General features: G+C 73.4%; 9 protein-coding genes. 5 read left to right on the top strand and 4 right to left on the bottom strand.

What is annotated here, in order from left to right:
- Positions 1 to 374: 374 nt before the first annotated feature.
- The gene (locus JK364_RS13350) at positions 375 to 1,865 is read right to left on the bottom strand and encodes a M81 family metallopeptidase (RefSeq protein ID WP_201850994.1); all 1,491 of its coding nucleotides are present in this window, start codon (positions 1,863 to 1,865) and stop codon (positions 375 to 377) included.
- A gap of 128 nt (positions 1,866 to 1,993) precedes the next feature.
- Here JK364_RS13350 and JK364_RS13345 point away from each other — a divergent pair, with 128 nt between their 5' ends.
- The 3 genes from JK364_RS13345 (at position 1,994) to JK364_RS13335 (ending at position 8,231) form a co-directional block, all read left to right on the top strand.
- Positions 1,994 to 4,363, top strand: a complete 2,370-nt coding sequence (locus JK364_RS13345) for an MMPL family transporter (protein WP_201850992.1) — start codon at positions 1,994 to 1,996, stop codon at positions 4,361 to 4,363.
- A gap of 150 nt (positions 4,364 to 4,513) precedes the next feature.
- A complete protein-coding gene (locus JK364_RS13340) occupies positions 4,514 to 4,705 on the top strand; it encodes a hypothetical protein (protein ID WP_201850990.1) in 192 nt (63 codons plus the stop codon).
- Positions 4,706 to 4,862: 157 nt separating this feature from the next.
- Positions 4,863 to 8,231: a helix-turn-helix transcriptional regulator gene (locus tag JK364_RS13335; protein ID WP_230991877.1), complete on the top strand. Its 3,369-nt coding sequence runs from the start codon at positions 4,863 to 4,865 to the stop codon at positions 8,229 to 8,231.
- A 123-nt stretch (positions 8,232 to 8,354) separates the two neighbouring features.
- On the opposite strand, the gene JK364_RS13330 is transcribed toward JK364_RS13335, so the two are convergent.
- The 3 genes from JK364_RS13330 to JK364_RS13320 all read right to left on the bottom strand — a co-directional run bounded on the left by JK364_RS13330 (position 8,355) and on the right by JK364_RS13320 (position 10,989).
- Positions 8,355 to 8,522: a DUF6191 domain-containing protein gene (locus JK364_RS13330; protein WP_167396640.1), complete on the bottom strand. Its 168-nt coding sequence runs from the start codon at positions 8,520 to 8,522 to the stop codon at positions 8,355 to 8,357.
- A 140-nt stretch (positions 8,523 to 8,662) separates the two neighbouring features.
- Positions 8,663 to 9,856 (bottom strand): PQQ-dependent sugar dehydrogenase, encoded by a 1,194-nt coding sequence (locus JK364_RS13325; RefSeq protein ID WP_201850986.1) that lies wholly within the window; start codon positions 9,854 to 9,856, stop codon positions 8,663 to 8,665.
- Between the two features lie 134 nt (positions 9,857 to 9,990).
- Entirely contained in the window at positions 9,991 to 10,989 is a 999-nt protein-coding gene (locus tag JK364_RS13320; protein WP_201850984.1) for an aldo/keto reductase, read from the bottom strand.
- 75 nt (positions 10,990 to 11,064) lie between these two features.
- Here JK364_RS13320 and JK364_RS13315 point away from each other — a divergent pair, with 75 nt between their 5' ends.
- Positions 11,065 to 12,063 carry a 2-hydroxyacid dehydrogenase gene (locus JK364_RS13315; RefSeq protein WP_201850982.1) on the top strand — a complete coding sequence of 333 codons (999 nt, stop codon included), beginning with the start codon at positions 11,065 to 11,067 and terminating at the stop codon, positions 12,061 to 12,063.
- Positions 12,064 to 12,409: 346 nt separating this feature from the next.
- On the top strand, positions 12,410 to 15,328 hold the full coding sequence (locus JK364_RS13310; RefSeq protein WP_201850980.1) for a putative bifunctional diguanylate cyclase/phosphodiesterase: 2,919 nt from the start codon (positions 12,410 to 12,412) through the stop codon (positions 15,326 to 15,328).
- The last annotated feature ends 203 nt before the right edge of the window (positions 15,329 to 15,531 follow it).

The raw sequence follows: 15,531 nt of genomic DNA, 5'->3' as shown, positions 1-15,531 counted from the left end.
GGTCCCGCCGTCCAGCCCCTCCAGGGGGCACCTCCCAGCGGTAGCTGGGGGAGATTGAGGAGCGGGGTCTGGGGCGAGGTCCCGCCTTCCAGCCCCTCCGGCGTTTGAGGAGCGGGGTCTGGGGCGGAGCCCCAGTTGTGGGAAGGGGCGGGGAGGGGAACAGCCCGCCGCAGGCGCCAAGGCCCGCCGGACACTCCTGAGCGGCCTCGCCGAAGTCCGGTGCGGTTCGGCCGCGCCCCGAAGGGGCGCGGGGCCGTGTCGATGTGCGGCTCCGCCGCGGCTGTGTCGACATGCGGCTCCGCCGCGTGGGCGCGACCAGCCACGACGCGGCCGCGGATGAACGACCGCACCTCGCACCACTCCCCGCGGAGCGCTCAGAGCAGCAGCGGCTCCAGATGCGGCACCTCGAACCCCTCGTCGTCGAAGGGGTACAGCGGCCGTACGAGGCGCCGGTGGCCCAGGCGCGCCAGATCCTGGTCGACCCCGCCGGGGGTGAGCGCGAGCCGCCAGTCCGCCGCCAGGGCGTACAGCTCGGGCTCCAGATAGCCGATCTTGACGACGACGAGGTCATAGCCGCGCGGGTCCAGCTCGCCGAAGTCGGCCAGGGTGTGGAACGGCTTGCGGCGGCTGACCAGGATCGCCGTGACGCCCCCGCACCGTACCGCCGCGAGATCCCCGCCGACCGGGTCGTCCCGGCGCAGGGCGACCACCTCGCCGGTCAGCTCGCAGGGCGCGGCGTGGTCCGCCGTCCCCCGGCTGATCCCGCCGCCGACGGACAGCCGGACCGTCGCGCCCGGCCCGGCGGCGAAGCACTCCGCGACCGCCGCCGGATCGGTGATCCCGGGGTGCAGGGCGGTGGCGCGGCCGGCGGCCAGGTCCTCGTTGGCCAGCAGCCGCCCGAGCATATAGGCGAGGTCCCCGGCGCCCCCGGCCGTGGGATTGTCGCCGGAGTCGCTGATCAGGAAGGGGCGGGCGGAGGAGGCGACGGCCTCGGCGACGCACTCGTCGGCGCCGCCGGTGGGGCCGACGAAGGCGAAGTCGCGGCGCATCTCCCAGTACTCGCGGGCCAGGGAGCGGGTCTGCTCGACGGCGAGCACGGGGTCGTCGCCGGTCACCACCACGGCCGCCCGGCAGCGCGGCTCGTCGGCCCAGGCGTAGCCCACCCAGATCGCCGCGTCCACGACACCGTCCATCGCCTCCACGGCGGCCAGCCGCCCGTACAGCGACTTGGCGGGCTCCAGCCGGGTGCTGGTGCGCTCCCCGGGCAGCAGCACCGGGATCTGCACCCAGGCCAGATGCGGGCGGCCCCGGCCGGAGGCCAGGCGCTCCACCAGCTTGCGGGCGGCGCGCTCGCGGGTCTCCCAGGCGTCCTCGTGCGGGGCGAGCCGGTGGGCGGTGATCAGATCGAGCCGGCCGGCGAAGCGGCGGGAGACATTGCCGTGGAGGTCCATGGCGGCGGAGATCAGCGCGTCGGGCCCGATCGCCTCCCGTACGGCCTCGGTGAGATCGCCCTCGGCGTCCTCCAGGCCCACCACGCTCATCGCGCCGTGGATGTCGTAGACCAGCCCGTCGAGCGGACCGGCCCGCCGCAGCCGCTCGATCAGCTCGCCCTTGATCCGGTCGTAGGTCCCGCGCTCGACGGGACCGCCGGGGAGCGAGACGGCGTGGAGCAGGGGCACCCACTCGGCGCGCCCGGCCAGCTCGCCGTCCGGCCGGGTCCAGGCGTAGCGGTCCAGCAGCTCGGCGCCGCGGGTGATGCGGAAGTCGCCGTAGGCCGCGCGGTGCGGGCTGAAGGTGCTGGACTCGATGTGCATACCGCCGATGCCGATACGCGGGCGGCGGCCTCCGGACGCGGCAGGATTCATGCTCTCCGACTTCCCCCTCCCGTATGTGGTGAAGCCCACAAAGGGGACAAAGGATCTTTTCTGCCTGGCAGAGTGCCAGGTCACAACCACATCACGGCGCCCCCCGGCGCACGACCCGGAAAGCAGCCATGGCCGCACTCGCCCGCTGGTGTCTCAGGCGCCGCGCCATCGTCATCGTGCTGTGGCTGGCCGCCTTCGCCGGGGTCGCCGCGGCGGCGGCCGTGACGGGTTCGGCGTACTCCAACGACTACGACATCCCGGGCACCGACTCCTCCAAGGTCTCCGCCCTGATGGAGCGGCGGCTGCCGGACCGGGCGGGGGACAGCGACACCGTCGTCTGGCACACCGCGGACGGCGCGGGCACCGTACGCGCACCAGGGGTCGAGCGGCGGATGACGGCGGCGCTGCGGCGGGTGGCGGACCTGCCCGGCGTCGCCTCCGTGACCGGCCCGTACGGCGCCGTCTCGGCGACCGGTCCGTACGGCGCCGGAGACACCGGCCGGTTGGGCGGATCCGGCGGGCTCGGCGAAGCCGGTGACAACAGCCGGATCAGCGCCGACGGGCACACCGCCTACGCCACCATCGTCTTCCGTGAACCCGCCGCCGACCTGGGCGAGGCGGAGGTGCGCCGGGTGCTCGACACGGTGCGCTCCGCCGCCTCCGGGGCCAAGGGCCTTCAGGTCGAGATGGGCGGAGCGGGCGCCGGGCTCACCGAGCGGACCGGGCCCGCCCATCTGAGCGAGGCCATCGGGGTCGCCGTGGCCGCCGTGGTGCTCTTCCTCGCCTTCGGCTCGCTCGCGGCGACGCTGCTGCCGATCGCCACCGCGCTCATCGGCGTCGGCACCGCGTACGCGGCCATCGGGCTGCTCGGCCACGCCATGACGATCGCCGACTTCGCGCCCATGCTCGGCATGCTGATCGGCCTCGGCGTGGGGATCGACTACGCGCTGTTCATCGTCACCCGGCACCGTAAGGGGCTGCGGCGGGGGCTGTCGGTCGAACAGGCCGCCCAGCGCGCGGTGGCCACCTCGGGGCGCGCGGTGGTCTTCGCGGGCGCGACCGTCTGTCTCGCGCTCCTCGGCATGCTCGTCCTGCGGCTGTCCTTCCTCAACGGGGTGGCGGTCGCGGCGGCGCTCACCGTCGCCCTTACGGTCGCCGCCTCGCTCACCCTGCTGCCCGCGCTGCTCGGCCTGATCGGCATGCGGGCCCTGAGCCGGAGAGAGCGCGGACGGCTGGCCGAGCGGGGTCCGGAGGCCGCGGCGTCCCAGGGCCTGTGCGCCCGCTGGGCGCTCTACGTCGAGCGCCGCCCCAAACTCCTCGGGGCGGTCGCGGCCGCCCTCATCGCGGTGCTCGCCCTCCCCACCTTCTCGCTCCACCTGGGCACCTCGGACCAGGGCAACGGCTCCTCGGCCTCGACCACGCGACGGGCCTACGACCTGCTGGCCGAGGGGTTCGGACCAGGTTTCAACGGCCCGTTGACGCTGATAGGCAGCATCGACGGGGCCGACGACCGTATGGCCTTCACCCAACTGCCCGAGACCCTGCGCACCATCCACGGGGTGGCCTCGGTGAGCGCCGCGGACCTGGGCGGAGGCGGCGACACCGGTGTCATCACGGTCGTCCCCACGACGGCACCGCAGTCCCGGGACACCTCCGACCTCGTCGGACGGCTGCGCGCCGAGGTGCTGCCCCGGGCCGAGGAGGGCAGCTCGCTGCGGGTCTACGTGGGCGGGCTGACCGCGGGCTACGACGACTTCGCCGCGGTGATCGTGAGCAAGCTGCCGCTGTTCGTGGGGGTGGTGGTGGCGCTGGGATGTGTGCTGTTGCTGCTCGCGTTCCGCAGCATCGGCATCCCGATCAAGGCGGCGGTCATGAATGTGGCCGCCGTCGCGTCGTCCTTCGGCGTGGTGGTCGCGATCTTCCAATGGGGCTGGGGGAGCGAACTGCTGGGGCTGGGCAGGGCGGGCCCGATCGAGCCCTTCCTGCCGGTGATCATGGTGTCGGTGCTCTTCGGGCTCTCCATGGACTACCAGGTCTTCCTGGTCAGCCGGATGTACGAGGAGTGGCGGCGCACCCGCGACAACCGCACCGCGGTCCGGGTGGGGCTCGCCGAGACCAGCCGGGTCATCAACTCCGCGGCCGTCATCATGATCGCGGTCTTCTCGGCATTCGTGCTCAGCGGCGACCGGATCATCGCGATGTTCGGCATCGGACTGGCGGCCGCGGTCGCCCTGGACGCCTTCGTCCTCCGTACGCTCCTGGTGCCCGCGCTGATGCATCTGCTCGGGGGCGCCAACTGGTGGCTGCCGGGCTGGCTGGAGCGGCTGCTGCCGAGGATCAGCATCGAGGCGGAGGGTGACGGCGAGGGGAGCGCCCAGGGCGATGGCGGGAGTCCGCCGTCCGGACCGGTGGCGGTGACCGTGCCACTGCCGGGGCAGCCCGCGGAGGGTGCGGAGGGCGCGGCGCGGGCCGGTACGGCACGGTCGCCGGTGCCCTAAGGCCCCTCCTCGGGCCTTCTCAGCCGGGTGGGCGGGGCGCCTAAGGCTCTGGCCCAAGCGAAGATCGGGCAGCCTCCCGATGTGCCGGGCCCTCCTGGGCGACGAGAGTGGACGCGTTCCACGAAACCACTCGTCACCAGGGAGAACGCCATGCTGCACCATGAGTTGTACCGGATCCGCGAGGCCGAGCTGCTGCGGGAGGCCGCCACCCACCGGCTGGCCCGGGAGGCGGCGGAGGGGCCCGGCGGCCGGTCGGCCGGGCGGGAGAGGGGAGGGTGGCTGATGCCGGTCCGGCGGTGGCGCGGCGACCGCTCACCACGGTCGTACCGCACGGTGGCCTGACGGCGGCCGGGCCGTGCCGCTGGTCATGGGGGCCGGGGCGGGAGCCGGGGCTGGGAGCGCCAAAGCTGTGGCCGCCGGAGCGGCGGAATCCGGAGCGGTGGAATCCGGGGCGGTGGGGGCCGGAAAAGCCGGTGCCGCGGTGTCGGTGCCCTGTGCGATGCTCGACGACGTGTACACCACGTCCGTCAGCCCGGTGTTCATCGGCCGCGCCCAGGAGTTGGCGACCCTCGAGGACGCGCTCGCCCGCGCCACCGCGGGCGAGCCGCAGGTGCTGCTGGTGGGGGGAGAGGCGGGGGTCGGCAAGACCCGCCTCATCGACGAGTTCCTGGCCTCGGCCGTGGCCGCGGGGGCGGTCGCCGCGGTCGGCGGCTGTGTGGAAATCGGCGCCGACGGGCTGCCGTTCGCGCCCGTGTCCACCGTGCTGCGCTCACTGCGCCGCAAGCTGGGCGCCGAGCTGGACCGGGCCGCCGCCGGGCAGGAGGGCGAACTGGCCCGGCTGCTGCCCGAACTGGGCGAGACCTCCCGCGCGTCCCACGACGGGGACGGCCGGGCCCGGCTGTTCGAGCTCACCATCCGGCTGCTGGAGCGGCTGGCCGCCGAGCGCACCCTTGTCGTCGCCATCGAGGATCTGCACTGGGCCGACCGCTCCACCCGCGAGCTGCTCGGCTATCTCTTCCGCTCGCTGCTCAGCGCCCGGCTGCTGGTCGTGGCCACCTATCGCTCCGACGACATCCACCGCCGCCATCCCCTGCGCCCGTTCCTCGCCGAGGTGGACCGGATGCGCGAGGTGCGGCGCATCGAGCTGTCCCGCTTCACCCGCGGCGAGGTGCACGCCCAGCTGACCGGGATCAACGGGGCCGCGCCGGAGCGCGACCTGGTCGACCGGATCTTCAAGCGCAGCGACGGCAACGCCTTCTTCGTGGAGGAGATCGCCCGCTCCCTCAACGAGGGCTGCGCCACCGGGCTCAGCGAATCGCTGCGCGATCTGCTGCTGGTGCGGGTCGAGGCGCTGCCCGAGGAGGCCCAAGGAGTGGTGCGGATCCTCGCCGAGGGCGGCTCCTCGGTGGAGTACGAACTGCTGCGCGCGGTCGCCCGGCTGGGCGAGGACGAGCTGATCGACGCGCTGCGGGCCGCCGTCGGGGCGAACATCCTGCGCCCCACTGCCGACGACAGCGGCTACCGCTTCCGGCATTCGCTGGTGCGCGAGGCGGTGCGTGACGATCTGCTGCCAGGGGAGCGCTCCCGGCTCAACCGGCGCTTCGCGGAGGCCCTGGAGGCCGAGCCCGCGCTGGTACGGGCCGATGAGCGGGCCGCCCGGCTGGCCAGCTACTGGTACCACGCGCACGACCCCGCCAAGGCCCTGCCCGCCGTGCTCCAGGCGTCCGTCGCGGCACGGCGGCGGTACGCCCACGCGGAGCAGCTGCGGCTGCTGGAGCGGGCCATGGAGCTGTGGGAGGACGCCCCCAAGGAGATACGGCGGGCGCAGCGGCCCATGGACTACGCGGAGGTGTACCCCGCCTGCGGCTGTGAGGACCAGCCGCTGCGCCATCTCGATCTGCTCGCCGAGGTGGTGGTGGCCGCGCACATGTCCGGGCAGCGGGAGCGGGCGCTGGCCGTCAGCAAGCGGGCCCTGCGGACCCTGAGCCGCGGCGGTGACGACCCGCTGCGGGCCGCCTGGTTCTGGACCCAACAGGGCAAACTGCTGGAGGGCCTGGCCCGCGGTGACGGCTGGGAGGAGCTGAGCCGGGCCCAGGAGCTGGTGCGCGGGCTGCCGCCGTCCCCCGTGCACGCCGAGGTCATGGCGCAGGTGGCGGGCTGGACGATGACCCACCGGCCAGGTGCCGAGGGCCTGGCCGCCGCCGAACGGGCGGTGGAGCTGGCCCGGCTGGTCGGCGCCGAGAGCACGGAGCTGAACGCCCGCCTGACGCTGGGCTACTTCACCGGTGACTCCGGCGACATCGAGCGCGGCCTGGCCGAGATGCGCGAGGTCTGCGAGCGGGCCCTGGACCTCGATGACATCAGCGTCCTGGGGCGCTGCTATGTCAATCTCGCCTCGGCGCTGGAGGGGGTCGGCCGGTCGGCCGAGGCGGTGGAGACCGCCGAGGAGGGCGCCCGGATCCTGGACCGGGTCGGCCTGGTGGACTCCCGGGCCTGGGTCTACGGGAATCTGGCCGAGTCGCTGTTCTCCCTGGGCCGCTGGGACGAGGCGGAGGCGGCGGCCCTGAAGACCCGGCGGCTCGCCCTCGGCACCAAGCCGCGCGGCACCGCCGCCAACCGGCTCGCCCAGCTGGCGCTGGCGCGCGGGGAGTGGGACACGGCGGAGCGCGAGCTGGCCGCCGCCCGGGAGCACTACGGCGCCCACAACACCGAACCGCAGTACACCCTCCAGATCGCGGGGCACGCCATCGAACTCGCAGCGGCCCGTGGCCGGATCCTGGAGGTCCGGGCCCTGCTGGACCAGGCCGTGGAGGCCGGTTTCCCGCCCGGGATGCAGCGCTATGCCTGGCGGTTGCTGTACACGGCCGCCGCGGCCGAGTCGGCCGCGCGCGGACTGCCCACGGCCGAGCCGGGCCGGGGCGCGGCGTTGGCCCGCCTCCGGGTGGCGGTGAAGCGGGTGTCGCAGCCCGTGCCGGTGTGGCGGGCCCACGCGGCGATGGTCCAGGCCGAACTGGCGCGCGCCGAGGGCCGGGACCGGCCCGACCTCTGGGCCGAGGCCACGGCAGCCTTCGCCGCGCTGGACCGCCCCCATCCGCTGGCCCGCGCCCGCCACCGCTGGGCGGAAGCGCTGCTCACCCCAGGCCAGGGCGCCCCCGGCGCGGGTGCCTCCGGCCAGGGTGCCCTCGATCAGGGCGCCCCGGGCCAAGGTGCCCTCGGTCAGGGTGTCTCCGGTCAGGGTGCCCCCGGCCGGGGTGCCTCCGGTCAGAGCGCCCCGGGCCAAGGCGCCCTCGGTCAGGGTGCCCCCGGCCGAGGTGCCTCCGGTCAGGGCGCCCCCGGCCAAGGTGTCTTGGGCCAGCGCGCCCCCGGTCAGGGCGCCCACGGCCAGAGCGCCCCGGTCCAGGCCGATCGTGACCACGCCGCCGAACTGCTCGCCCAGGCGCATGCCGTGGCCGACCGGCTGGGCGCCCGTCCGCTGCGCGAGGAGATCGAGCTGCTGGCCCGGCGCGCCCGGCTGCCCCTGGCGTCCGCCGCGACCCGCGCCGCGCTCGACGCGTCCCCGGGCCGCACCCCCGCGCTGCCCCCGGCCCCGGGCTCCCCGGCCCCGGCCGCCGAGCCCACAGAACCCGTCGATCCGGCCGAGGAGCTGGGGCTGACACCACGGGAGCGGGATGTGCTGCGGCTGGTCGCCGACGGGCGCAGCAACCGCCAGATCGCCGAGGAGCTCTTCATCTCCCCCAAGACGGCCAGCGTCCATGTCTCCAACATCCTGGCCAAGCTGGGCGTCTCGGGCCGGGCCGAGGCGGCCGCCGTGGCCCACCGACTGCGCCTGGTGGACGGCCTGGCCGACGGCGCGGCGGCGGCCCGCTGACGCTGTGCGCGGTGCGCACCGGCAGCACACCGGGGCGCGGAAGGACGCCGGGGCGTGGCAGCACACCGGGGCTGACAGGACGCGCGATACGCCGACCGCCCGCAGGGTCAGTCCCGTCCCGAGTCAGTCCCCTTCGCGGGGACGGATCACCACTCGCCCGGAGTCCAGGTCTATAGGGCCCTTCCCCGGGTCGCTGCTGCGCGTCTCGTCGAGCGTGAACTCCAGCCGGTTGCGCTCTTCCTCGGTGTGCTTGCGGCCGGGCGCGAACAGTTCCTCGATGAGGTTGAACATGACGACCCCCGTAGGCGTGCGACTGCTGCCAGTGTAGGCAGACCCGTCACAGAACGGGCACTCCACACCATGTCGGCCGAACTCAACACCACGACCAGCCGATTCGCCCTCCCCTCAATCTCCCCTCAGCGGATCTCCCCTCAGCGGATCTCCAGCCGCAGGATCCGGTCGTCCTCCCGACCCGGCTTACCACGCCCATCCGTATTGCTCGTGGTCAGCCACAGCCCCCCGTCGTCCGCCGCCACCACGCTGCGCAGCCGTCCGTACTTCCCGTCCAGGAACGACTGTGGCTTCGCCACCGCCTCGTCGCCCTTGAGTGGAATGCGCCACAGCCGCTCACCGCGCAGCCCCGCCATCCAGATCGAGCCCTTGGCGAAGGCGATTCCGCTCGGCGAGGCGTCCTTGGGCTTCCACTGCTCGAGCGGATCGGCGAAGCCCTTCTTCCCGGCCTTGCCCTCGGCCTCCGGCCAGCCGTAGTTCTTGCCCGGCTCGATCAGATTGAGCTCGTCCCAGGTGTCCTGGCCGAACTCGGAGGCCCACAGCCGCTTGTCCGCATCCCAGGCCAGGCCCTGCACATTGCGGTGACCCGGGGAGTAGACGACCGACTGGGCGTCCGGATTGCGGGGCGCGGGCTCGCCGTCCGGGGTCATCCGCAGGATCTTGCCGCCGAAGGAGTCCATGTCCTGGGCGAGCCCGCGGTCACCGCTCTCGCCCGTGCCCGCGTAGAGCATCTTGTCCGGGCCGAAGGCGATACGGCCCCCGTTGTGGATCGCGCCCTTGGGGATGCCCTTGAAGATCGTGTCCGGGGCGCCGAGCTGATCGCCGGCGGGGCGCTTGTCGTCGTACACCATCCGGACGATGCGGTTGTCCGAATCGGTGGTGAAGTACGCGTAGACCATATGGTCCGCGCCGAAGTCGGAGGAGACCGCCAGCCCCAGCAGCCCGCCCTCACCGGCGGCGGAGACGCCCGGGACGGACCCCAGCTCGGTCTTCTTCCCCGAGTCCGCCGAGACCTTGAAGATCTTCCCGGTGTCCCGCGAGGAGACCAGCAGATCCCCGCCGGGGAGCGGCGCGAGCCCCCAGGGGGAGTCCAGCTTCGTGGTGAGCGTGCGCTCCACCTTCACCGAGCCCTTCGCGGGCGCCGCGGACTCCGTCGGCGAGGGCGCGCCCGGAGAGGAGCCACCGGCGCCCGGCTTCGCGGGCGCGGACGACCGGCCGTCCGGTCTGGTGATGCTGTCGCCGTCGGACGAGCAGCCCGCCATGAGCACCACGGCGGCAGCGGCGGCGAGAACGGAGGTGACGCGAGGACGTCGCACGGTCGGGTTCCTCTCCATGGGCACGTGTGCCGCGGCACGGCACTGATTCTTATACACCGCGGACCCGCGCCGGGTTCCCATCCCCGAATCGGGCCCGGACCAGGGCCGAACGCCCACCGGCGGCCCGCGCCGGGCGGCCGGGCGCGACGCGCTCAGTCCCACGACCCCCGCGCCGGCGGCAGCTCCGCGATCTCCGCGAGGTCCTCGGGCGAGAGCGGCAGACCGGCCGCCGCGCAGTTCTCCGCCGCCCACCGCTCCCGCTTCGTCCCCGGCACCGGCACCACATGCGGCCCCTGCGCCAGCAGCCAGGCCAGGGCCACCTGCGCCGGGGTCACTCCGTCCCCGTGCCGCTGGGCGACCCGTCGCAGACCGGCCACGATCGGCTGGTTCGCGGCCATCATCTCCGCCGTGAACCGCGGATGCCGGGCCCGCATGTCGTCCGGCTCGAAGCCCTGCCCCGGGGTGAGCGTTCCGCTCAGGAAGCCGTTGCCCAGCGGCATCGCCGCCAGGAAGCCCACTCCGCGCGAGGCACACCACGGCACCAGCGCCTCCAGCGCGTCGGGCGACCACACCGACAGCTCCGCCTGCACACAGCTGACCGGAAAGACCTGCTGGACCCGCTCCAGTTGGCGCACCGTGGCGTCGTGCATCCCGGCGCCCGCCCTCCGCTGTGCCCGCGCGCCCACGGCGCACAGCCCGAGCGCCCGCACCTTCCCGGCCGCGACCAGCTCCGCCATCGCACCCCAGGTCTCCTCTATGGGGACCTCCGGGTCGGCCCGGTGCAGCTGGTAGAGGTCGATCACATCGGTCTGGAGCCGGCGCAGCGAGGCGTCGCAGGCCCGCTTCACATAGCCGGGCCGCCCGTTGGCCACGATGTGCTGGTCGCCCACCAGCAGTCCGCATTTGGTGGACACGAAGGCGTCCGCCCGCCGCTCCTTGAGCACCCGCCCCACCAGCAGCTCATTGGTGAAGGGGCCGTACATGTCGGCGGTGTCCAGCAGGCTCGCCCCCGAGTCGAGCGCGGTGTGCACGGTGCGCACCGAGTGCTCGCCACTGCGCTGCGAAGCGGTGTACGCCCAGCTCATCGGCATGCATCCAAGGCCGATGGCCCCCACTTCAAGCGCCGCCGCGCCGATTCTCCTGCGCTCCACCTGGCCTGACCCCTCCCGTTCCTCGGACCCCAAACTAACCTCTGCCAACGGCCGGTGATCGCATAGCCTCCTGGCATGAGTGCAGATCACAGCGATACGTTCCGCCACCACGATTCGACTCACGGTTCATCCGAAGCGCGTGACCTGGTGTGGCTGCCCATCCCGCCCGAGGAGATGGACGGCCTCCCCGACACCCTCGAATACGCCCACTGGGACGGCGGCGAGGACTTCCCCACCGACCCGGCGCGCTGCGCGTTCTACTGCGTCCCCTACATGAAGCCGCCGCAGGTGTGCACCCGTCCGCTGCCCGACATGACCAACCTGCGGGTGGTGCAGACCCTGACCGCCGGGATAGACCACATCAGGCCCGCGCTGGCCGGTCTCGCGCCCGGGGTGCGGCTGTGCAACGCGCGCGGGGTGCACGACGCGAGCACCGCCGAGCTCGCCCTCACCCTCATCCTGGCCTCGCTGCGTGGTATCCCCGACTTCGTCCGGGGCCAGGACGCCGAGGAGTGGCGCTCCGGGTTCCGTCCCGCGCTCGCCGACAAGTCCGTACTGATCGTCGGCTACGGGGCCATCGGCAGCGCGATCGAGGATCGGCTTGTGCCCTTCGAGTGCGAGCGGGTGGCGCGCGTCGCGCGCTCCCCGCGCACGACCGAGCGCGGCCCGGTGCATCCGATCGACGAATTGCCCCGACTGCTTCCGGAAGCCGATGTGGTGGTGCTGGTGACCCCGCTCACCGAGGCCACCCGCGGTCTGGCCGGGGCGGAATTCCTGTCGCGGATGAAGGACGGGGCGCTGTTGGTGAACGTCTCCCGTGGTGGGGTCGTGGACACCAAGGCCCTGCTCATGGAGTTGGAGTCGGGCCGGCTGCGGGCCGCGCTCGATGTGACCGACCCCGAACCACTGCCCGCCGGGCATCCGCTGTGGCACGCTCCAGGGGTGCTCATCTCCCCGCATGTGGGCGGCCCCACGTCGGCCTTCCTCCCGCGCGCCAAGCGGCTGTTGAGGGATCAGCTGCATCGTTACGCGCGCGGCGAGTCGCTGGCACATCTCGTCGCCACGACGGGGTAGACATGCCTCTGGCACCACATACAGGCACCGATTGACTCCCCTCCGTATATACAACGCCCTAGTCGGTTACGGTCCGTAGATGGCCTATGTCCCTGAGTGACCACTCTGGTGTATCGTCCCGACCGGGGGCTGCGCCACTGACCTGACGGCGTCAGCGATGGACCGGAACTCGAGGGGGGCGACGGGCGATGTATGGCCGATGGACCGACAACCCGACGCAGCTCAGGCGTCGACCGCGACACTTCCGCGCAGCCGCGCGGTTCTCCAACTCGACGAGGCCCGCGGGGATACCGCTTCCGGGGGCCCCGAGGCGTCAGTGGTCCGCCACGCAGTGGATGGCAGTCCAGTGAGCGCCACGGGAGCGGTGCTCGCCCGGCCGTCGGTCTCCGGCGGCGGGGCCGGGCTGTTGCCGCAAGTGGTCCTCGCCCTGGTCTGCGGCGGTTACGCGGCGGGGGCGATCGTCGGCTGGGGATCGTCCCAACTGGCCCTCGTCATGGGTGACTTCGGGCTGAGCGCCGCCGCGTTCGCCGCCGCGGCCTCCTGTCTGTGGCACGGCCGCCGGCATGCCGGGCGGCTGCGCCCGGCATGGCTGCTGTTCGCCGCCTCCTCGGCCATGGCCGGGCTGGGGAACGCCGTCTGGGGCTGGTACGAGGTGGTGCTCGGCCGCCCCGTGCCGACCCCCTCGGTCGCCGACTTCTGCTTCCTGCTCTTCGCGCCGCCCGCCATCGTCGGGATGCTGGTGCTCGCCAAGCGCCCCACGAGCCGGGCCCGGTGGATCTGTCTGGGTCTTGACGCCTGGCTGATCGCCGGATCGCTGGTCACGCTCTCCTGGAGCCTCGCGCTCGCCCACACCGGGGAGTTCGGCGCGGACGGCGCCTCCGTGGCCCGCGGCGCCCTGTCGCTCGCCTATCCGCTGCTGGACATCGTGCTGGTGAGCATGGTGATCGTGCTCCACTTCCGGCGCTCCTCCGGCAACCGCTCCGCGATCAACACCGCGATCGCCGCCTTCGCGCTCACCGTGCTGTGCGACGCGCTGTTCACCTCGCCGCTGCTGCGGGAGCACTACCGCTCCGGGCAGATACTCGACGCCGGGTGGTTCGCCGGTTCCGCGCTGCTGGCGTACGCACCCTGGGTGGCCCGCCGCGAGGCCGCCCAGAACCCGCCGCCGGCGCGCCGCTCCCCGCAGCAGAGCGTGGTCCCCATCGCGGGCTCGCTCGCCGCACTCGCGCCCTATCTCGCCGCAGCCGTCTGCACCTTGGGGGTCCTGTTCAACGTGATGGACGGCCGGCCGATCGACGGGGTGGTGCTCTTCACCGCCTGCGCGGTCGTGCTCGCGCTCGTCGTCCGACAGGCGATCATGCTGATGGACAACATCAGGCTCACCCAGGAACTCGCCCAGAAGGAGAACCACTTCCGCTCCCTGGTGCAGAGCTCAAGCGATGTGATCATGATCGCCGCGCCCACCGGAATCCTGCGCTACGTCAGCCCGGCCGCCTCCGGGGTCTACGGCCGCGACGCGGACGAGATGATCGGCTCCGAGCTGGCCTCCCTCATCCACCCCGAGGACCTCGGCTCCGTGGTCCACGAGGTCCGCCGGTTCCTGGCCGCCGCACCGGGCGAGGAGCCCACCACGCGCATCGAATGCCGCTTCCGCTCCGGCTCCGGCGACTGGCTCAACGTGGAGTCCACGATCAACCGCCACCACGGCGGGCTGATCTTCAACAGCCGCGATGTCACCGAGCGGGTCCGGCTCCAGGCCCAGCTCCAGCACAACGCCGAGCACGACCCGCTCACCGATCTGCCCAACCGCGCCCTGTTCACCCGGCGGGTCGCGCACGCCGTCGCCGGCCGCCGCCGTACGGACGCCGGCACCGCGGTGCTCTTCATCGACCTCGACGGCTTCAAGGCGGTCAACGACACCGTCGGCCACCACGCCGGGGACGAGCTGCTGGTCCAGGCCGCCCGCCGGCTCCAGGAGTCCGTGCGGTCCGGGTCCGGCGACTGCGCGGCCCGGCTCGGGGGCGATGAGTTCGCCGCCCTCATCCTCGGCGACGGCGAGGGGGACGCGGGCACCCGCGAGCAGCGCATCATGGAGATCGCCGACCGGCTGCGGCTCCGGCTCTCCCAGCCCTACCGGGTCGAGGGCGGCACCGAGGTCCGCGTGGCCGCCAGCATCGGCGTCGCCTTCGCCGAGCCCGGCACCAGCCCCGGCGCCCTGATGCGCAACGCCGACCTGGCGATGTACCGCGCCAAGGCCGCGGGCAAGAACCGCGTCGAGCTGTACGCACCACAGATGCAGGCCGAGGTGGCGCGGCGCGCCGAGGTCGCCACCAGACTGCGCGCCGCCCTGCACGACGGGGAGTTCGTGCTGCTGCACCAGCCCGTCGTCGAGCTGGCCGGCGGCCGGATCACCGCGGTCGCGGCGCAGGCCCGCTGGCGCTCGGCCCAGGGCATCCTGTTCACCCCCGCCGAGTTCCTCCGGGTCGCCGACAACGGCCGGGGGAGCGGCGAGGACACCGCCCGCACCGCCGAGCTGTCCCGCTGGATGCTGGAGGCGGCCGTCGAGCAGGCCGCCCAGCGGCGCCGTGACGGCCATCCGGTCCCGGTCTGCGTACGGCTGCCCGCGAGCCGGCTGGTGGACAAGTCGATGCCGCCCAAGGCCGTGGAGACCCTGCTGACCCGCCACGGTCTGCCGTCCGGCGCGCTGATCCTGGAGCTGACCGACAGCGATCCACGGGTGCCGCTGGACGAGCTCGAGCACCGCCTCGGCGCACTGCGCCGCCTGGGGGTGCGGATCGCCCTCGACGGCTTCGGCAGCGGCTATGCCGCGATCAGGGCGCTCCGCAGGCTTCCCATCGATGTGCTGAAACTGGACCCCGGACTGGTCGAGGGAGTGGTCGAGTCCTCACGGCTGCACAAGATCACCGCAGGGCTGCTGAGGATCGCCGGCGATCTCGGGATGCAGTCCATCGCAGAGGGGGTGGAGTTGCCCGAGCAGATTGTCACCCTGCGCGGTATGGGATGCACCCACGCCCAGGGGGCGGCCTTCAGCGGGCCGCTGGACGAGCACCGGCTGCGCCGGGCGCTGCTGCGCGGCGGCTATCCGGTGCCGCGCCCGGAGCCCCCGCTGCTGGTCGGCGGCGCCCTGCCGATCCGGCACGGCGGTCATGGCGGGCACGGCGGCTCCCACGGCCCGCGCCGTACGGAGCCGCACACCCACCCGCCGACCCGCTCAAATACTGAGACGCCCGTCCCACCCACTTGACACCCGATGTGCGCCGGGGGGAGGGTCGGAGCCATGCGCACCCGAATTCTCGTACTTGGACAGCGCGTCGGCTGAGCAGGGCCCATCGAAGCCCTGCGGACCCTCACCGGCGCGCTCCCCTCGCTTGCCCTACGGCACGAGGGGTTTTTTGTTGCACCGGCAGGGCCCGGTGCACCGCCCCGCCCCCTCCCTCCCGCACCGAA

Origin of the sequence: Streptomyces endocoffeicus (assembly GCF_016741935.1) — a bacterium.
Classification (GTDB): domain Bacteria; phylum Actinomycetota; class Actinomycetes; order Streptomycetales; family Streptomycetaceae; genus Streptomyces; species Streptomyces endocoffeicus.
Note: the sequence above shows the minus strand (reverse complement) of the source record. Positions and strands in the feature narration are given on the sequence as shown.